The sequence below is a fragment of the Flavobacterium ponti genome, from assembly GCF_042652765.1.
GTDB lineage: Bacteria > Bacteroidota > Bacteroidia > Flavobacteriales > Flavobacteriaceae > Flavobacterium > Flavobacterium ponti.
In genome coordinates, this window is record NZ_JBHSGW010000025.1 from 442317 (window position 1) to 462111 (window position 19795).

A 19795-nucleotide genomic window follows, 5' to 3' on the forward strand; every position below is an offset into this window, starting at 1 on the left:
GACAATAAATAATTACTTTTTAAAAGCTTTCAAACCTTTATCCAACCAAGCTTGATATTCTTCTACATCTGGAGTGTATCCTACTTGTTCTGTAAGGTCTTTTCCATTATCATCTAGAATAATGTAGTAAGGTTGAGCATTATTCTTATATCTTGTTATTTGAAAATCACTCCATTTATTTCCAACAGTTACAATTTCTTTTCCAGTTTCTGGAGAAACATATTGTTCTTCTTTTGGTAATTCTTCTTTGGCATCCACATATAAAGAAATCAACACAAATTCATCTTTTAAAAGTGGTAAAATTTCAGGCTTAGACCAAACATTTTGTTCCATTTTTCTACAATTTACACAAGCATAACCCGTAAAATCTAATAAAACTGGTTTACCAACTTCTTTCGCATAAGCTAATCCCTTATCATAATCATGAAAAGCGACAATTCCATGTTCACTAAAATGTGCATGTTCGGGTAATGTAGCAGTAGCTCCAACAATACCTTGATTTTTATAACCTACTCCATTTGGACTTTCACTGTAAGTCATTGGTGGTGGAAATCCTGAAATTAATTTTAAAGGTGCTCCCCAAAGTCCAGGAATTAAATAAACAGTGAAAATTGAAACTAATAAGGCTAAAAATAATCTTCCCACTGAAATGTGTGATAATGGGCTATCATGTGGTAATGTGATTTTTCCAAATAAATAGACTGCCCATGCTCCAAAGATTACAATCCAAATTGCTAAAAACACTTCTCTTTCTAACCAATGTGCTTGTAAAACTAAATCTGCATTGGATAAGAATTTGAAAGCTAAAGCCAATTCTAAAAATCCTAATGAAACCTTTACTGTATTTAACCAACCACCAGATTTAGGCAAAGAATTCATCCAACCTGGAAAAGCTGCAAACAATGCAAAAGGTAATGCAATAGCTAAAGAAAACCCAAACATTCCAACAATTGGTCCAATTTGACTTCCACCAGCTGCAGCTTGAACTAATAATGTTCCTACAATTGGTCCAGTACATGAAAATGAAACAATAGCTAAAGCTAAAGCCATAAAAAAGATACCTAAAAGTCCTCCTCTATCCGCTTGTGAATCTACTTTATTTGCCCATTTATTTGGTAACATAATTTCAAAAGCACCTAAAAATGAAGCTGCAAAAACTATTAAAAGGACAAAGAATATAATGTTAAACCAAACATTAGTTGATAAAGCATTTAAAGCATCTGCTCCAAAAATTAAACTTACTAAAATTCCTAAAAGTAAATAAATAACAATTATTGAAAAACCATAAATAATTGCATTTCTTATTCCGATAGCTTTTGTTTTACTCTGTTTTGTAAAGAAACTCACTGTCATTGGAATCATAGGAAAAACACATGGTGTTAGCAATGCTGCAAAACCACCTAAAAAAGCTAAAACAAAAATAGACCATAATCCTTTTTTCTCTTCCTCAACTGGTTCGTTTGATACTTCAGTTTTATTTGTTTCAGTTGTTGCTTTAGTTTCTGTAACTTTTTCTGTTTTAATGGAAGTTGAATCAATATCATTAGAAGCTATTTCTGTTGGAACAATTTCCTCTTTTGGTTCTTCTTTGATAACTTCTTCTCCTTTTTCAGTAGCTTTAATTTCAGGCAATTTGAATGTAAATGTTTTATCTTGTTGGATACATTGCTCTTTACAAGCTTGATATTCAACATAAACTTTAACTTCCTTTAATTTTGGATTAGTTACTTTAATAACCTGCTTAAATTGTGCTGTTTTGGCAAAATAATATTCATCCACTTCAAAAATATCATTGAACACTTTTTTGTATGGACTTTCTTTTGTTTTTCCAACTAAAGTATAGTTTCCTTTAGTATTTTTGTATTCAAAAACAGAAGGTAATGCTCCTCCATCTGGTGTAAATTGTGAATACATATGCCATTCATCATCAATGGTTGCATCCATAACCAATTCAAATTCGGTATCAGATTTTTGAACCACTTTTGTTTTCCATTTTACAGGATCTAATATTTGTGAATTTCCCAAAAAGGAAATTAAAAGCACTAAACTTAAAAGAAGTTTCTTCATTTTTTTAATTCTATTTTTAATATGTTTTTTGTGTTGTTCTTCGCTAAAAATCGTTGGTCTGCTCTATGATTAATTATCCATACAATTTCATCATTTGAACACAATAACCATTGATTTTGTTTGTCAATTAAAGAAAATTTTTCGTCTTTAAAATACTTGCTGACTTTCTTTTTTCCTTGCATTCCTGAAGGATAAAAAACATCTCCTCCTTGCCATTTTCTGATGGTTAACGGAAAAGAAATTTTATCTTCATCGACAAATATACAATTTGCATTTAAATTAGATATGTAACCTATGTTACACAAACTCATTTTTAAGGGAATATTAACTTCAACATCTGATTTCTCAATTTTATAGCTAATTTGTTTATCAATATTTCGTGTAGTGACTATTAAATAATTTCTATCTTTTAGCAAAGAATATTCTTCAGAAAAAACCTGTTTCCCTGATTGAGCGTCAACCATATTATAAATATCTTCCCAAGCTGAAAATCCTAAAGGTTTCAACCATTGAAAAAGATAAGCTTCGTAATTTTCAAGTTGTTTTAATTCTGAAATATTGATTTTCTTTTGATTTTCTTCGTCTTGAACTACTTTTCTATATACAATTCGAGAAGCATCATCTACTAATGATTGTGATTGTTTTAAATTATCTAACGTATTTTGAAAAGAATTCATGAAACTTGGATTCAATTCTTTTAAAATTGGAACTACATCGTGACGTAATTTATTTCGTAAATATTTATTGGAAGCATTACTCGAATCTTCTCTCCATTTGATATTATTTTCTTTAGCAAATGACTCAATTTCATCTCTAGAAAATTTTAATAATGGCCGAATTACATTGCCATTTTTTGCTGGAATTCCAGTTAAACCTTCTAAACCAGTTCCTCTTGTTAAATGGATTAAAAACGTTTCAATTTCGTCATCCAAATGATGAGCTGTCAAAACATAATCTAATTTTTGTTCTAATAAAAGTTCAGAAAACCAATCATAACGTAATTTTCGAGCCGCTAATTGAATAGAAAGTTTATAATCTGATGCAAATTGCTTGGTATCAAATCTTTGAATATAAAAAGGAATTTTCAAAATTTCACAAGTAGTTCTAACAAAATCTTCATCAGCATCACTTTCCGTATCACGTAAACTAAAATTGCAATGAGCAACTGCAATATCATAATTCAACTTATGAAATAAATGTAACAAAACCATACTGTCAATACCACCACTAATAGCTAAAAGAAGTTTTTTTTCTTTTAAGTAGTTAAAATTGGTTTGAATATGATTTTGAAATATTGAAAGCATGTATCAGTAATTAGGGATAAGGGATTAGTTATCAGCCAACTTATTTATTAGCGAATTTAACATTTTTTCAACTTCTATGGATAAATCATTTATTTCTTTACAGTTTTCGACTGAAATAAAATTTAGATTAACTCCAATTTCGATTTGTGTTTGGCATTCAAATAATGAACCTTTAGCAATTTGTAAAAATCTACTATAATCTTTTCTGTAATTTGTTCCATAACCTTCTGCAATGTTTGAAGGAATAGAAACTGCACTTCTTTTAATTTGTGAAGTCAATCCAAACTTTTCATTTTCAGGAAATTCAGTAGTTAATGAACAAACCAAAGTAACTAAATTCATTGATTTCTGCCAAACAATTAAATCTCTATAACTTTTCATATTCTAACTTTTTTTACTTTTAACTTATCCCTTTTCCCTATTGTCTTCTTACTTTCTCTCTAATTCAAAACCTCAAACATAGCTTTAGCTTTTAATAAACACTCTTCATACTCATTCTCAGGAATGGATTGAGAAGTAATAGCACTTCCTACAGAAAATGATAAATATTGATTGGAAGAATTGTATAAAATACTTCTGATTACAACATTAAAATCGAAATCACCATTTGGGGAAAAATAACCTATTGCTCCACTATACAAACCTCGCTTGGTTTCTTCTAATTCTTCTATGATTTTCATGGCAGAAATTTTGGGTGCTCCTGTCATACTTCCCATTGGAAAAGTAGATTTAATAATTTGGATGGGAGAAGTTGTATTTTCTACTTCAGAAACAACTGTAGAAATCATTTGATGCACTTGTTTAAAAGTATAAACTTGGCATAATTCTTCTACTTGAACACTTCCTTTTGTAGCTGTGTGCGATAAATCATTGCGAACCAAATCAACTATCATTATGTTTTCTGAACGTTCTTTAGCATCTTTTGATAAATTGCTTTTTAACTCTTCATCTAATTCTAAATCAAAACTACGTTTGGCAGTTCCTTTTATAGGTTGAGTTATTATTTTAGTATCAATCTTCTTCAAATATCGTTCTGGTGAAGCTGAAATCAAAAAATTATCTTTATTCTTAAAATAAACAGCAAAAGGTGGCTCTGAAATAGCATTCAAACTTTCATAAATTTGAGAAGGATTGATTTGAGCATCTTTGGCAAAAAATTCCATACAAAAATTAGCTTCATAAATATCTCCACGATGAATGTGTTCCAACATTTTTGAAACTTTTTCTAAATAGCTTTCTTTAGAAATTCGTTGGTTTATTTTAGGTAATTCGTAATTAGTAAATACTAATTCATAATTCTTAATTTCCTCAAAATCAACCTCAATCTCATCATCAACCATATTTAGGTATTGAATTTCTAATTGATTTTCTTTAAGAAAAAACAACTTCTTTGGTTGAAAAAAATACAAATCTGGAAAATGTAAACCGTCAAAGTTTTTGGACTTTAAATCTTCTGTATCGTTTTTTAAATCATACGATAAATATCCAAACAGCCAATCTTTAGTTCTTGATTGATACTCATATAAATCTTGAAATGAATTGGTATAATCGGTTTTTATTGATGTAAATGCATCCACTGCCACAACCAAATCATAGCTAGAATACTTTGAATTTTTATTATATGAAACATTAGAATCTAAAAAAACAGCTTCTCTAAATTGGTTGGACCAACTAAGAAGCTGTTTTTTAAACTCTTTTAGGTTGTTTATTTCTTTTGTAATTGATGTTCTCAAGAAGTATATTTTTTGAAATTCAAAAATACAATATTAAAAACAATCTATTTAATTAACTCAACAACTAAATTACATCCGTTGGCTAATAAATTTGTATTAGAATCACTTAAAGTTGAAAAAATAGCAACTTTATCACGTGCATTTAAATTTATCAATTTATCAACAGAAACTGTTCTTGTATTTCCATTATCGAGAGTTGCAAAAGCTCTTGTTCCAGTATACTCAATTCCAGAATCATTAGCTAAATAAAATTCTGGGCTTATTGAACCGCTACTATTTTTCTTTAAAGAAATTCTATAAGAAACCTTATATAATCCTTTTTTTTGTACTTGAATATTAGTTGTAGAAAGTGTTACACCATTACCAACTCCACTAGATGCTAAAGTGAGTTTACCAGAGGTTAAAGCTGTAGATGAACTTAGGTTAATTTCACCGTATAATTTATTTGTATTAACATCAGTCCAAGTCCCTTTTCCGTTAGCATCTGAAGTTAAAACTTTACCTGCTCCTTGGTTTCCATCAACAATTTTAACAGAACCTACAATATGTAGTCTTTCATCTGGTGTGTTTGTACCAATTCCAACTTTATTATCCACATTAGTTGAACTACCGAGAATTATTGAATTAGCTTGCGTGGCAATAGATTGATAGCCAATTGCTGTTGCATTATCAACAGAAGCAGTTGATTGATACCCTATAGCTGTTGAAGCTTGTCCAGAAACGTTAGCTTGATAACCTAAAACAAAAGAATATGGTGAAGAAACATTTGATTGATTTCCTATAATTGTAGCATTAGTAACACCAGGAGTAATATTTGAAGCAAAACCTAAAATCATATTACTCGAAGTATCAAATTTTGCTCTCTCAGTATTAGCTACCTTAAAAATTAAACTTTGATTATTTGTCGTTCCTAAAAATTTATCCGAAGTTATTGAGTTACCAGACAAGCTCCAATCAGTAGATGTTGATGAAGCTACTTCTAATAATTTCCACTGAGAATCCCAATAATAAAAACCTGGTATTAGGCCACTTCCATTAGTTTTATTATAAACTAATAAACTAACCGCTGGATTTGGAATTGTAGTCACATCTGAAATTGAAGTTAAATTTACTCTAGGAATAAGTAATCCTTTGCTTGAAGTTGTTATGTCTAACATTGAAGAGGAATCTGGTGATGTTGTTCCAATTCCTACTTGCGAGAACGCAATTGAAGTTGTGAACAAAATCATCATTGCAATAATTTTTTTCATTTTATATGTCAATTTGCTTACAAAATTAGAGGAATAATAGGCCTTTACAAAATTGTTGTTGTTTTATAACAAATTCTTACTAATAAGTTATTCTACTTAAATTCACGTTAGAAAAATGATGTTTAGAAAAAAATGAAAACATCTACTAAAAACTAATTAATATTGAAAACTTTGTTAATAACACATTACATTTCAAATAATTATGATTCCAAAATAATTTAAATTTGATACACTAACCCTTAAAACTAATTATTTATGAAAATTGCAATTTTAATTGTGAGAATCTTACTTGGAGCATTTATGGTATTTGCTTCAGTTGCTTATTTCTTTGATTTGATAGAAGCAGAACCACTAACTGGAGATTTATTAACATTTATGACTGGAATTATGGCTTCCAAATATTTAATGCCTTTAGCAAAAACTATTGAACTAATTGCTGGATTGAGTTTACTAAGTGGAAAATTTATGAAAGTAACATTACTTGCTTTATTGCCTATATCCGTAAACATTTTCTTAATCCATACAGTAACTCAAGTTTCTGATGTTCCTGTTGCTGTTTTTGTTCTTGGAGCTAATTTATTTTTAATATATGCTCATTGGGATTCTTATAAACATTTATTTAAAGCATAATTGAAATATAAGCTATAGTAAATAAAAACAAAAGTCCCGTTTTCACGGGACTTTCTATATTGCAGGAACTTTTCTATACGATATTTTAAACCAATTAAATACATATTATGAAAACTGCAATAATTTATATTTTTAAGCACAATAATTGTACCATTAAACCTTTCGCTTTATAAATAAAACGTAAAAGTTATTACTATTATTGCAATTTTAAACGTGTAATGCTCTATTATCTGTAGCTGCTAAAGCTGCTTCCTTAACTGCTTCTGCAAATGTTGGGTGTGCATGACTCATACGAGAAATATCTTCTGCACTAGCTCTAAATTCCATTGCAGTTACAGCTTCTGCAATTAAATCAGCACAACGAGCTCCAATCATATGAACTCCAAGAACTTCATCTGTTTTTGCATCAGCTAAAATTTTTACAAAACCATCTAAATCACCACCAGCTCTTGCTCTACCTAAAGCTTTGAAAGGAAAACTTCCTGTTTTATAAGTAACACCTTCTTCTTTTAATTGCTCTTCAGTTTTTCCAACAGCAGCTACTTCTGGCCAAGTATAAACAACACCTGGAATTAAGTTGTAGTCAATATGAGGCTTTTGTCCAGCTAAGTATTCTGCAACCATTGTTCCTTCTTCTTCAGCTTTATGTGCCAACATTGCTCCACGAACTACATCACCAATAGCATAAATATTTGAAACATTTGTTTGTAAATGATCATTTACTTCAACCATTCCTCTATCAGAAATTTTAACACCAGCTTTATCTACATTTAATCCAGCTGTGTATGGTTTTCTACCCACTGAAACTAAAGCATAATCTCCTTCTAATGTAATAACTTCACCTTTAGTATTTTCAGCTTTTACAGTAACTTCATTTCCTTTTCTTTCAACAGCTTGAACTTTGTGAGAAACATAAAACTTCATTCCTTGTTTTTTAAGAACTTTGGTTAATTCTTTAGACAATGAGCTATCCATTCCTGGAATAATTCTATCCATATATTCAACAACAGAAACTTGAGCTCCTAATCTTAAATATACTTGACCTAATTCAATTCCAATAACTCCACCACCAATAATTACAAGGTGTTTAGGAACTTCAGGTAATTTTAAAGCTTCTGTTGAAGTTATAATTCTCTCTTTATCTAAAGTAATAAAAGGCAGATTAGAAGGTTTTGAACCTGTAGCAATAATAATATTTTTAGATTCAATTACTTCAGACGAACCATCATTTTTAGTAATTTTTACATGAGTAGCATCTTCAAAAGAACCAATTCCTTCAAATACTGTAATTTTATTTTTATCCATCAAGAATTTAACACCACTACAAGTTTGGTCAACAACTGCTTGTTTTCTATCCACCATTTTTTGAAGATTTACTTTTACATCTCCTGAAACTTCAATTCCGTGATCAGCAAAATGTTTTAATTCATCATAATGATGCGAAGAAGCTAACATTGCTTTTGAAGGAATACATCCAACATTAAGACATGTTCCACCTAAAGTTGAATATTTTTCAATGATTGCGGTTTTAAATCCTAATTGGGCACAACGAATAGCCGAAACATATCCACCAGGACCAGAACCTATAATTGTAACATCAAATTGACTCATATTTGTATTTTTTGTGTGTTATTTTATTTTGTAGTGCAAAATTAAGATTTTTGTAGGTAATATTATAAATTTTATAAAATAATTATACTTTTTAAAACTAAACATTAAAAACCGTTGTATTCTTAACTTCACCTATCATAAAAACACTATGTGTGCTACCAATATGTTGAAGTGTTGTTAGTTTTGTCAACATAAATTCCCTGTAAGCATCCATGTCTTTTACAAATATTTTAATAAAATAATCATAATCACCACTTACATGAAAACATTCAAGCACTTCTTCTAGTTTAACTACTTCTTTCTCAAAAGTTGTGACACTATCAACATTGTGTTGAATTAATTTAATTTGACAAATTACCATAAAACCTCTATCAATCTTCTTTTTATCAATAAGAGCAACATATTTTGAAATTACACCTTCTCTCTCTAATTTTTTTATTCTTTCATAAACAGCAGTTACAGAAAGATTTAATTTTGAAGATAGCTCTTTGGTTGTTTTTTTGGCATCTTGTTGAAGATATTCAAGTAACTTTTTATCTATTGCATCCATAGTTTTGATATTAGTTTTTAAGCATTTCAAAAATACTAAAAAATTTACAACATTTAACTTTACACTGTTTTAAAATCTATTTATTTTAAAAAAAATAGTATAAAAATCTAAATTTAAGGATATCAATTGATTTTTTAATTATAATTGATGACTTTTGAAAACTATTAGTTAAAAACAATAAACATAAATTTTATAAAAATGAGCAAATTTAATCCAGCTGACAACATACAAGATTTACAATATTTTGGAGAATTTGGTGGTGTGAATCCTTCTATTTCAGATTCTTCAACTTATACATTCCTTTCTGCAAAAACAATGTTTGACACCTTTGAAGGAAATGCTGAAGGTTGTTATTTATATTCTCGTCATTCTTCTCCAAGTAATTTATATTTAGATAAAGCTTTAGCAGCTATGGAGGGAACAGAATCTGCAAATGTTGCTGCTTCTGGAATGGGTGCAATCACTCCTACTCTTTTACAATTATGTGGTAATGGTGATCATATTGTTTCAAGTAGAACAATTTATGGTGGAACTTATGCTTTCTTAAAAAACTTCGCTCCAAGAATGGGTGTAAAAACTACTTTTGTAGATATTACTAAATTAGATGTTGTTGAAGCTGCAATTACCCCAAATACAAAAGTTTTATATTGTGAAACAGTAAGTAATCCTCTTTTAGAAGTTGCTGATATTGCAAATCTTTCTAAAATTGCTAAAAAACACAATCTGAAACTAGTTGTTGATAATACTTTTTCACCTTTATCGGTTTCTCCAATTAAATTAGGTGCAGATATAGTGATTCATTCCTTAACAAAATATATTAATGGAAGTAGTGATACAGTTGGTGGTGTTGTATGTGCTTCACAGGAATTTATCAATGACTTAAAAAACGTAAACTCTGGAGCAAGTATGCTTTTAGGTCCAACAATGGATAGTATGCGTTCTGCAAGTGTAATGAAAAATTTAAGAACTTTACATTTAAGAATTAAACAACACAGTCATAATGCAGCTTATTTAGCCGAAAAATTTGAGAAAGACGGTTTAAAAACGGTTTATCCTGGCTTAAAAAGTCATCCAAGTCATGAAGTTTACAAAAACATGATTAATCCAGAGTATGGTTTTGGAGGAATGTTGACTATTGATGTAGGTTCATTAGATAAAGCTAATGCTTTAATGGAGTTAATGCAAGAAAGAAACCTAGGGTATTTAGCTGTTAGTTTAGGTTTCTACAAAACTTTATTCAGTGCTCCTGGAACATCAACTTCTTCTGAAATACCTTTGGAAGAACAAGCAGAAATGGGTTTAACAGATGGTTTAATCCGTTTTTCAATTGGTTTAGACAATAATATTGAAAGAACTTATGAAATGATGAAAGAATGTATGAAAGAATTAAATGTTTTATAATATTTAACACATCAACAAAGTCCGTTTAAGAAATTCTTAAGCGGATTTTTTTTTATATATTGCGTCTTCAAAAAGATAATTCATGGATACACATATTAAAAGAAACAAAGAGCTTAATATTTGGGAAGCTCTAATTCCTGTTTTTGCCCTAATTGCAATGTTAGCTTACAATGTATTATTTGCTTACAATGGACCAGATGATGATCCTTTAGCAGGAAGCAATCAATTTGTTTTACTTTTAGGTGCTGCTGTAGCTGTTATCGTTGGTATTTTTAATAAAGTTACATTTCAAGCAATGATTGATGAAGTAGCAGAAAATATTAAATCAACTGCTGGAGCTATATTAATTCTTTTAATGGTTGGTGCTCTAGCTGGAACTTGGTTAATAAGTGGTGTTATCCCATCAATGATTTATTATGGTTTACAAATTTTAAGTCCTTCAATATTTTTGCCAGCAACCATGGTAATTTGTGCCATTATTTCAATAGCAACAGGTAGTTCATGGACAACATCTGCAACAGTAGGAATAGCATTAATTGGTATTGGTGGAGCAATTGGATTCCCACTAGGAATGGTTGCTGGTGCTGTAATTTCTGGTGCTTATTTTGGGGACAAACTTTCTCCAATGTCTGACACAACAAATCTTGCTCCTGCTATGGCTGGAACGGATTTATTCACTCACATTAGATATATGACTTTAACAACTGTACCTACCTTTACAGTTTCTTTGATTTTGTTTATTATACTTGGACTAACAATTGATATTCATGGAAATGCAGACACCTCTCAAATGCTAATGGATATCGAAAAATCATTTAATATTACAGGATGGTTATTTTTAGTACCTATCATTGTTATTGGATTAATATTTAAAAAAACAGAACCACTAATTGCTTTATTTATAGGAGTGTTATTAGGTGCATTGTTTGCTTTAATTTTCCAACCTCAAGTCATAAATCAATTGATGAATGTTGACGAAATGACTTTTAAATCTGCCTATAAAGGTTTGATGAATGCAATTACAACCGAAACAATTGTTCCAACTGAAAATGAAAGTTTAGTTAAACTATTTAAAGCAAAAGGAATGTATGGAATGTTGGGGACAATTTGGTTGATTATTTGCGCAATGGTTTTTGGTGGTGTCATGGATGCAATCGGAGCTTTAGCTAGAATTAGTCAAGCTTTATTAAAAATGGCAAAGTCTACTTTAGGTTTATTTGCTTCTACTGTTGGAAGTTGTTTAGCTCTTAATATAACTGCTTCAGATCAATACTTAGCTATAGTTGTACCTGGTAAAATGTTTGCTAAAGCTTATAGAGATAAAGGACTAGCTCCGGAAAATCTAAGTAGAACTCTAGAAGATTCTGGAACTGTAACGTCTGTTTTAGTGCCTTGGAATACCTGTGGAGCATATCAATCAGGAACTCTAGGTGTTGACACAATTGATTATTTACCTTATGCTTTCTTTAATTTATTAAGTCCTATTATGACATTAATTTTTGCTGCTTTTAACATAAAAATTAAACAATTAGTTTCGACTATCAAAGAGTAATCTTTTCATAATAAAAATCTATTTTAAAATAAAAAATAACCATTACTTAATTTAAGTAGTGGTTTTTTTATTTGTATTTTTGATAACATCAGAATTAAAAATGCAAACTATTAATAATAAAATCAGATAATAATTAACAAATAAGTAAAATTATGGATCACTCAAACAACATTGGTAAATGTCCTTTTCATCAGATTGAAGACTTAACAAAGCCAGCAACTAATAATCAAGATTGGTGGGAAGATGCACTTAATTTTGACATTTTACATCAGCAAGACAGTAAAACAAATCCCATGGGAGAAAATTTTAACTATGCTGAAGAATTTAAAAAAATTGACTTAGAAGAACTTAAAACTGACCTAAAAAATTTAATGACCGAAAGTCAAGATTGGTGGCCAGCCGATTGGGGTCATTATGGAGGTTTAATGATTCGTATGGCTTGGCATTCTGCTGGAACCTACAGAGTATCTGATGGTCGTGGTGGAAGTAATACAGGAAATCAACGTTTTGCTCCATTAAGTAGTTGGCCTGATAATGTTAGTTTAGATAAAGCAAGGAGACTTCTATGGCCTATTAAAAAGAAATATGGAAATAAAATTTCGTGGGCAGATTTAATGATACTTGCAGGAAACATGGCTTATGAATCAATGGGTTTAAAAACATTTGGTTTTGCAGGTGGTCGTGAAGATATTTGGCATCCTGAAAAGGATATCTATTGGGGTTCAGAAAAAGAATGGTTAGCAGAAACAAAAAATAGATATAGTGATGATGCAAATCGTGAATCATTAGATAATCCATTAGCTGCAGTGCAAATGGGATTAATTTATGTGAATCCGGAAGGTGTTGATGGTGTTCCAAATCCATTAAGAACAGCCATTGATGTTCGTACTACTTTTAAACGTATGGCAATGAATGATGAAGAAACTGTTGCTTTAACAGCAGGAGGACACACTGTTGGAAAAGCACACGGAAATGGTGATGCATCAATATTGGGTAGAGAACCTGAAGCTGGTGAATTGCATGAACAAGGTTTTGGATGGCATAACCCAACAAGAACTGGTGTTGGTACTGATGCAGTAACGAGCGGAATTGAAGGAGCTTGGACTACAAACCCAACAAAATGGGATAATGGATATTTTCATTTATTATTTACATATGATTGGGAACTAAAGAAAAGTCCAGCTGGAGCTTGGCAATGGGAACCAATAAACATTAAAGAAGAAGACAAACCTATTGATGCTTTTGATCCAACAAAAAGAAATAACCCTATCATGACAGATGCAGATATGGCAATGAAAATGGATCCAATCTACAGAGAAATCTCAGAACGTTTTCACAAAGATCAAGCCTATTTTGAAGATGTATTTGCAAGAGCTTGGTTTAAACTAACACATCGTGACTTAGGTCCAAAAGAAAGATATCTTGGACCAGATGTACCAGAAGAAGATTTAATTTGGCAAGATCCAATTCCAAAAGTAGATTATACTTTTTCTGATGCTGAAGTTGAAGAGTTAAAATCAAAGTTATTAAATAGTGGCTTGACTAGTTCAGAATTAATCTCTACTGCTTGGGACAGTGCTCGAACTTTTAGAGGTTCAGATTTTAGAGGTGGTGCCAATGGAGCAAGAATCAGATTAGCTCCTCAAAAAGATTGGCAAGGCAATGAACCTGAAAGACTTCAAAAAGTTTTGAATAAACTCACTGAAATTCAATCAGGATTATCAAAAAAAATAAGCATAGCTGATTTAATCGTTTTAGGAGGAACTGCTGCTGTTGAACAAGCGGCTCATGAAGCAGGATTTGAAGTAAAAGTACCTTTCTTGTCAGGAAGAGGTGATGCCACTGATGAAATGACAGATGCAGATTCTTTTTCTGATTTAGAACCAACTCACGATGCCTTTAGAAACTGGTTAAAAAAGGAATTCAAAGTAAAACCTGAAAAATTAATGCTTGACAGAGCTCAGTTAATGGGTTTAACAGCTCCAGAAATGACTGTTTTATTAGGTGGAATGCGAGTACTAGACACCAATTATGGTGGAACAAAACATGGAGTTTTTACGGATAGAAAAGGAGTTTTGACTAATGATTATTTTGTTAATCTTACCGATATGAAATACAGTTGGAAAGAAAACGGATTTAATAATTATAATATCGTTGACAGAAAAACAGGAGAAACTAAATGGACTGCCACTCGTGTAGATTTAGTTTTTGGTTCAAATTCAATTTTGAGAGCTTATGCCGAATTGTATGCACAAGATGACTCTAAAGAAAAATTTGTTCATGATTTTATAAAAGCATGGACTAAAGTTATGAATGCTGATAGATTTTAAAATAAACATATATTTTAATCTTGATAAATAAAAACCATCTGAAAAAGGTGGTTTTTTTTAATATAATCTTATTTAAACAATTGAATAAATAAGAATTTGATAAAAAAAAAGTTAATTAAATGTAAGAAATATATGCATAATTAATATCTATAATCTAATAAAAAGAAAACATCAAATTCCATCAAAATTGCTTGATGCTTTAGTAAATTTGCAGTAGAAATTAATTATTAATAATAAATACAAACACAATGGCATTAGTAGGAAAAAAATTTCCAAACATTACAGTAGACGCAATCTCAGCAATGGGAGACAATTTAAGAATTAACGTTTTAGAAGAAGCAGTAAACAACAAAAAGAAAGTACTTTTATTTTGGTACCCTAAAGATTTTACTTTTGTTTGTCCAACTGAATTACACGCTTTTCAAAATGCTTTAGGTGAATTTGAAAAAAGAAACACTATGGTAATAGGTGCTTCATGTGATACTAATGAAGTTCACTTTGCTTGGTTAAACACTGCAAAAGAAAACGGTGGAATTGAAGGTGTAACTTATCCTTTAATTGCAGATACAACTCGTAACTTAGCTGCAAACTTAGATATTTTAGATGCTGAATGGGCATTTGATGAAGCATTAAACGATGAAATTTTAGAAGGTTCAAACGTAACTTTTAGAGCAACTTACCTAATTGACGAAGAAGGAAAAATCTTCCACGAAAGTGTAAACGATATGCCTTTAGGTAGAAATGTAAATGAATATTTACGTTTAGTTGATGCTTATACTCATGTTCAAACTAAAGGAGAAGTTTGTCCAGCTAACTGGGAAGAAGGAAAAGAAGCAATGAATGCTGATAGATTAAGTACAGCGGCTTATTTAAGTCAAAACTAAAATTCAACTCCAATAACAAAATTCAATGGCAATATTAGGTTCATTTTTTGAAGTTTGATATTGTCATTGCTTTTTAAATTTAAAATTATGTTTACAGAAATAGAACAAGATAATTTAGCAGAAGTTGTTGCTTCAAATGATACAGTTATAGTTCAGTATTCTGCAACTTGGTGTGGAAATTGTCGTATTATGAAACCAAAATTTAAAATGTTGGCTTCTCAAAACGAAAGTATTCCTTTCTTAATGGTTGATGCAGAAAAATTTCCTGAATCAAGAAAATTAGCTACTGTTGATAATTTACCAACATTTGCTACTTTCAAAAACGGAAAATTGGTAAATCAAACACAAACTAACAAGTTAGAAGTATTAACAGAATTAGTTAATGAAGTAATCTAAAAAAAGGGTTAAAAGTTTAAAAGGTTATGAGATTAAAAGTTACTCTAGCCTTTTAACCTTTTAAACATATAAACTTACAATCTAGACAAATGAAATTACCTGTTATCAAACATTTAACTCAATTTATTGAGGAAAATGACCAAGATTATATAGTAGAAACTATTGAAGTTTTAGAGGCTTTAACAGAGGTTCCATCTCTAAATGATGAAGAATTAGATGTTATTGGCGAATTAATTTCCAATATGTATGGAGCTCTTGAAGTTCATAAAATGGTCAAAGAAGGAAAAGACAAAAAAACAGCGTTAAATGATTTCATGAAACGTGTTTTAGGTTCTATTGATAAATAATAAATGCTCTCTATTTTGGGAGCATTTTTTTATTAAAAACGAATAATGCTAAAATCATTCCTACTATCGGAGCAATAATATACAAACTCAAATAAGTTATATTTCCAGAAATAACTGCTGGTCCAAATGTTCTTGCAGGATTCATTGAAGCACCACAAATTGGCCCAGCTAACCAAGCTTCTAAAAAAACAGTGAATCCAATTAAAAAAGGAGCATATTTTACTAAAAATTGGTTTGTTGTAGTAATCAAAATAACCAACATCAATGCAAAACTTAAGAAAAATTCAAAAATAAAAGATTCTTGCCAACTTCCGCTTGGTAATGTATTTCCTAAATTTAGGTTTGTTGGAAAATAGAGATGTAAAACTAAACTAGCCAACAAAGAACCAACTAACTGTAAACCAATATATTTCATAGCCATTCTAAATGAAATCTGTTTTGAAACTAAAAAAGTCAAAGTCACAGCTGGATTTATATGACAATCTGCAACTCTCCCAAAATATTGGATTAAAAGCCAAACGGTTAAACCAAAAACAACTCCAATTCCAAATGCTTGAATAATTCCATCATATTCTTCACTAACAATCACAGAGCCTGTTCCAAATAAAACCAATAAGAACGTTCCGAAAAATTCTGCCCAAAGTTTTCTATAATTATTCATGTTTAACTTTTGAAAATACATAATACATTTCAGAAGCAATTTCTAAACTTCGTTCTGCATATTTTTCATCCATTAATTCGGTTCCATCAAAGGCTTTTGGATCTTCATATCGAATTGGCAATCTAGCTTCAGCACCAGCTATAAATGGACAACCTTCATCTGCTGACGAGCAAGTCATTATCGCTGCAAATTTTGATTTTGGATTAAATGCATCGTCAAAAGTTTTTGAAAAACATATTATTGGATGTGAATTCTCATCATATTTAACAGCATAAACAGGATTTTCTTTTTCACTTAATTGCTGAATATGAAATCCTTGATTTTCTAGTGTTTCACCTATTTTTGGAAACATAGCAGTTGCTTCTGTTCCTCCAGAATAACAAAAAACATTTTGAATATTAAAATTCAAAGCCATAGTTTGAGCCCAAATTTGCGACAAATGACTTCTTCTAGAATTGTGTATGCAAATAAAATTTAGACGAATTTCTTCCTTATTATTCAACTTATTTTGAACAAAATCAATTAATGGTTGTAATACTTGTTTTCTTTCAGAAGTAACATTCATTTCTGAAATAATCTTTATATTTTCTATCAATTTTGGAAACATATTATCGCTTTTTAAAAGTGCCAAAAATAAAATTTTGAGTCGTATCAAATGGTGTTTGATGATCTTCAGTAAAACTTTCAATCAAATCAAAATCATTTTCAAAAACAGCTTTCATTTTTAATTCATTATATTGAGAAATGGGTAAACCACTACATTTTAAAGGTCCATTTTCTGAAAAAGTTCCAATTATTAAATTTCCATTAGAGGCAATTGAATTAGCAACCAAATTTGAATATTTTTGAATATCATTTTCTTCAGTCAAAAAATGAAATGAAGCTCTATCATGCCAAACATCAAATTTAATTTCAGGTTTAAAATCAAGTATATCTGAAACAATAAATGTTACGTTTTCACTTTTTGCTCCTAACCTATTTTTAATACGTTTAATGGCTTTTGAAGAAATATCTAATAAGTGTAAATTAGTGTAACCCAACTCAAGTAAATTATCAATTAAATAACTATCTCCACCACCAACATCAATGATTTTTGCCTCTTTAGAAAGATTCAATTTTTCGATTAAATCAACAGAAGTTTTAGGTTGCTTTTGATACCAGCTTACTTCTGTTTCTTGTTTCGTAGTAAATACGTTTTCCCAATGCTCTTTTTTCATTTCCATAAATTAACAACAACCTGATTCTGGTGCACAACAAGAAGTTTCTTTAGCTTTCCACTCACCTATTTTGACTTTTAATTTTTCTGGTGGAATTCCACATTTATCTTTTGCCAAACAATCGGTTAATTTAGAAACCAACTGAAAGTTTTTTCCATCAAATTCTAAATTAAATTTTCCAATGGTTTCTTTCATCTGATACTCTACTTCAATTTCTAAATCAGGAATTTGTAGTTTATTTTCAGATAATTCTATAATACTTAATAGTTTTTCAGGATGTAATCTATGATCATAATCGTTAGCTTCCCACAATTGGAAATTCACAACTTCTTCATTTCGAACCGTTCCACCACAATCAATAAAATGTTTAGTTACTTTTCCAACTTCTGTCACATGAAAATGATTTGGCACCAAATCACCATTTGGCAATTGAAAAGCAATAGTTTCTAGTACTTTTAGACTGTTTTTAATTTCTGATAATTTCATTTTTTTAAGTAATTAGTGGTTAGTAAAAAGTAATTAGTTAACAACATTTGTTTTTTAATTCTTTAGAGATTCCTCCAAAATAAGATTCTATTTTTTGCATTTTTTCAGGATTTAAACAATAGCAAATCGCAGTTCCTTCAATGGTTCCTTTGATAATCCCAACGTTTTTTAATTCTTTTAAGTGTTGCGAAACCGTTGGTTGTGCTAAAGGCAAAACATTTACTATATCACCACAAATACAAGTATCCACGGACAACAAATATTGAATTATAGCTATTCGTGCAGGATGAGAAATAGCTTTAAACAAATTAGCCAATTCATTTTGTTCCTCAGAAAAAAAATCAGATTTAGATGCTCCCATAATTTTAATTATTATATTGCAATATTACAATAAACAAATTTAATAAACTAATATTTTTTTGTTTTTATTAAATAAAATAGACTTTCCCTATTCCAAATTTATTTCATACTTTTGTTCTTTAAAATTTATAAGAAAATGGCATCAATTACATTAGGAGGAAATCCAATATTAACATCAGGTGAATTACCAGTAAAAGGGATGAAAGCTCCCAATTTTAAATTAGTTAAAGACGATTTATCAACCGTTTCTCTTGAAGATTTTAGAGGAACAAAAGTGGTTTTAAATATATTTCCAAGTATAGATACAGGAACATGTGCAGCATCTGTAAGAACTTTTAATGAAGAAGCAAGCAAATTAAAAAACGCAAAAGTATTGTGTATTTCTAGAGATTTACCTTTTGCTCAAAAACGTTTTTGTGGTGCAGAAGGTTTAGAAAACGTAGTTAACCTATCTGATTTTAAAGATGGTAGCTTTGGAAAAGATTACGGATTAGAAATCGTAGATGGTCCTTTAGCAGGTTTACACTCACGTGTTGTAATTGTATTAGATGAAAACGGTACAGTTGTGCATTCTCAACAAGTTAATGAAATAGCTGATGAACCAAACTATGAATCAGCTTTAGCTTCACTATAATAATTTATGAAATTCGAAAAAGATGAAACGCTTTTTACTGGAAGGTTAAAAAGCATGGGGTTTGCTTTTAGAGGTGCAGTAAAACTTATTACTACTGAACATAGTGTAATGGTTCAAAGTAGTTTAGCAGTTTTGATGATTATTGCTGGATTTTATTTTGGAATATCACATGAAGAATGGCTTGTTCAAACTTTAGCTATTGGATTGGTTTTAGGAATTGAAGGTTTAAATACTGCTGTCGAAAAAATTGCAGATTTTATTCATCCAAATTATCATGAAAGAATTGGCTTTATTAAAGATATAGCTGCTGGTGCCGTATTTTTTGCTGCAATGACTGCTATAGCTATTGGATGCATCATTTATATTCCAAGAATATTTTAAT

Annotated in this window: 21 protein-coding genes; 9 read left to right on the plus strand and 12 right to left on the minus strand. The window is 30.1% G+C overall.

Annotated features, from left to right (window positions below; all coding sequences use genetic code 11):
• Positions 1–12 precede the first annotated feature (12 nt).
• From ACFO3U_RS10430 to ACFO3U_RS10450, 5 genes are read right to left on the minus strand one after another with little or no spacing between them, the layout of a single operon-like run.
• Positions 13–2067, minus strand: coding sequence for a protein-disulfide reductase DsbD family protein (locus tag ACFO3U_RS10430; RefSeq protein ID WP_379741721.1), 2055 nt, complete (start codon positions 2065–2067; stop codon positions 13–15).
• Positions 2064–3371 (minus strand): tRNA lysidine(34) synthetase TilS, encoded by a 1308-nt coding sequence (tilS, locus tag ACFO3U_RS10435; protein WP_379741724.1) that lies wholly within the window; start codon positions 3369–3371, stop codon positions 2064–2066. The genes ACFO3U_RS10430 and tilS overlap by 4 nt, the downstream gene beginning before the upstream one ends.
• 24 nt (positions 3372–3395) lie before the next feature.
• Positions 3396–3752 (minus strand): four helix bundle protein, encoded by a 357-nt coding sequence (locus ACFO3U_RS10440; protein ID WP_379741727.1) that lies wholly within the window; start codon positions 3750–3752, stop codon positions 3396–3398.
• 59 nt (positions 3753–3811) lie between these two features.
• The gene (locus ACFO3U_RS10445; protein ID WP_379741730.1) at positions 3812–5104 is read right to left on the minus strand and encodes an anthranilate synthase component I family protein; all 1293 of its coding nucleotides are present in this window, start codon (positions 5102–5104) and stop codon (positions 3812–3814) included.
• A 44-nt stretch (positions 5105–5148) separates the two neighbouring features.
• Entirely contained in the window at positions 5149–6354 is a 1206-nt protein-coding gene (locus ACFO3U_RS10450) for a hypothetical protein (protein WP_379741733.1), read from the minus strand.
• A gap of 255 nt (positions 6355–6609) precedes the next feature.
• Here ACFO3U_RS10450 and ACFO3U_RS10455 point away from each other — a divergent pair, with 255 nt between their 5' ends.
• The gene (locus ACFO3U_RS10455) at positions 6610–6984 is read left to right on the plus strand and encodes a DoxX family protein (protein WP_379741736.1); all 375 of its coding nucleotides are present in this window, start codon (positions 6610–6612) and stop codon (positions 6982–6984) included.
• Positions 6985–7191: 207 nt separating this feature from the next.
• Here the strand turns inward: ACFO3U_RS10455 and lpdA are convergent, their stop codons facing one another.
• Together lpdA and ACFO3U_RS10465 are read right to left on the minus strand one after the other, a co-directional pair.
• Positions 7192–8595: a dihydrolipoyl dehydrogenase gene (gene lpdA, locus ACFO3U_RS10460; protein ID WP_379741739.1), complete on the minus strand. Its 1404-nt coding sequence runs from the start codon at positions 8593–8595 to the stop codon at positions 7192–7194.
• 97 nt (positions 8596–8692) lie between these two features.
• Positions 8693–9145 carry an Lrp/AsnC family transcriptional regulator gene (locus ACFO3U_RS10465; RefSeq protein ID WP_379741742.1) on the minus strand — a complete coding sequence of 151 codons (453 nt, stop codon included), beginning with the start codon at positions 9143–9145 and terminating at the stop codon, positions 8693–8695.
• Positions 9146–9343: 198 nt separating this feature from the next.
• Here ACFO3U_RS10465 and ACFO3U_RS10470 point away from each other — a divergent pair, with 198 nt between their 5' ends.
• The 6 genes from ACFO3U_RS10470 to ACFO3U_RS10495 all read left to right on the plus strand — a co-directional run bounded on the left by ACFO3U_RS10470 (position 9344) and on the right by ACFO3U_RS10495 (position 16055).
• Positions 9344–10546, plus strand: a complete 1203-nt coding sequence (locus ACFO3U_RS10470; protein ID WP_379741745.1) for an aminotransferase class I/II-fold pyridoxal phosphate-dependent enzyme — start codon at positions 9344–9346, stop codon at positions 10544–10546.
• Between the two features lie 82 nt (positions 10547–10628).
• Positions 10629–12098 carry a Na+/H+ antiporter NhaC gene (nhaC, locus tag ACFO3U_RS10475; RefSeq protein WP_379741749.1) on the plus strand — a complete coding sequence of 490 codons (1470 nt, stop codon included), beginning with the start codon at positions 10629–10631 and terminating at the stop codon, positions 12096–12098.
• Between the two features lie 152 nt (positions 12099–12250).
• Positions 12251–14428, plus strand: coding sequence for a catalase/peroxidase HPI (katG, locus tag ACFO3U_RS10480; RefSeq protein WP_379741752.1), 2178 nt, complete (start codon positions 12251–12253; stop codon positions 14426–14428).
• Between the two features lie 248 nt (positions 14429–14676).
• On the plus strand, positions 14677–15312 hold the full coding sequence (locus ACFO3U_RS10485) for a peroxiredoxin (RefSeq protein ID WP_379741755.1): 636 nt from the start codon (positions 14677–14679) through the stop codon (positions 15310–15312).
• 87 nt (positions 15313–15399) lie between these two features.
• On the plus strand, positions 15400–15708 hold the full coding sequence (locus ACFO3U_RS10490) for a thioredoxin family protein (RefSeq protein WP_379741758.1): 309 nt from the start codon (positions 15400–15402) through the stop codon (positions 15706–15708).
• 89 nt (positions 15709–15797) lie between these two features.
• Positions 15798–16055 (plus strand): DUF6952 family protein, encoded by a 258-nt coding sequence (locus tag ACFO3U_RS10495; protein ID WP_379741761.1) that lies wholly within the window; start codon positions 15798–15800, stop codon positions 16053–16055.
• A 10-nt stretch (positions 16056–16065) separates the two neighbouring features.
• Here ACFO3U_RS10495 and ACFO3U_RS10500 read toward each other — a convergent pair whose 3' ends face one another.
• Genes ACFO3U_RS10500 through ACFO3U_RS10520 form a run of 5 tightly spaced genes read right to left on the minus strand, consistent with a single transcriptional unit; the run spans position 16066 to position 18780 of the window.
• Positions 16066–16716 carry an MIP/aquaporin family protein gene (locus ACFO3U_RS10500; RefSeq protein ID WP_379741764.1) on the minus strand — a complete coding sequence of 217 codons (651 nt, stop codon included), beginning with the start codon at positions 16714–16716 and terminating at the stop codon, positions 16066–16068.
• A complete protein-coding gene (locus tag ACFO3U_RS10505; protein ID WP_379741767.1) occupies positions 16709–17323 on the minus strand; it encodes an arsenate-mycothiol transferase ArsC in 615 nt (204 codons plus the stop codon). The genes ACFO3U_RS10500 and ACFO3U_RS10505 overlap by 8 nt, the downstream gene beginning before the upstream one ends.
• A 1-nt stretch (position 17324) precedes the next feature.
• On the minus strand, positions 17325–17933 hold the full coding sequence (locus ACFO3U_RS10510; RefSeq protein WP_379741770.1) for a class I SAM-dependent methyltransferase: 609 nt from the start codon (positions 17931–17933) through the stop codon (positions 17325–17327).
• A gap of 9 nt (positions 17934–17942) precedes the next feature.
• On the minus strand, positions 17943–18419 hold the full coding sequence (locus ACFO3U_RS10515; protein WP_379741773.1) for a DUF6428 family protein: 477 nt from the start codon (positions 18417–18419) through the stop codon (positions 17943–17945).
• A gap of 37 nt (positions 18420–18456) precedes the next feature.
• Positions 18457–18780: an ArsR/SmtB family transcription factor gene (locus tag ACFO3U_RS10520; RefSeq protein WP_379741776.1), complete on the minus strand. Its 324-nt coding sequence runs from the start codon at positions 18778–18780 to the stop codon at positions 18457–18459.
• 135 nt (positions 18781–18915) lie between these two features.
• On the opposite strand from ACFO3U_RS10520, the gene tpx reads away from it, so the two are divergent.
• Both tpx and ACFO3U_RS10530 read left to right on the plus strand, forming a co-directional pair.
• Positions 18916–19413, plus strand: coding sequence for a thiol peroxidase (tpx, locus tag ACFO3U_RS10525; protein WP_379741779.1), 498 nt, complete (start codon positions 18916–18918; stop codon positions 19411–19413).
• Positions 19414–19419: 6 nt separating this feature from the next.
• Positions 19420–19794, plus strand: a complete 375-nt coding sequence (locus ACFO3U_RS10530; RefSeq protein WP_379741782.1) for a diacylglycerol kinase family protein — start codon at positions 19420–19422, stop codon at positions 19792–19794.
• The last annotated feature ends 1 nt before the right edge of the window (position 19795 follow it).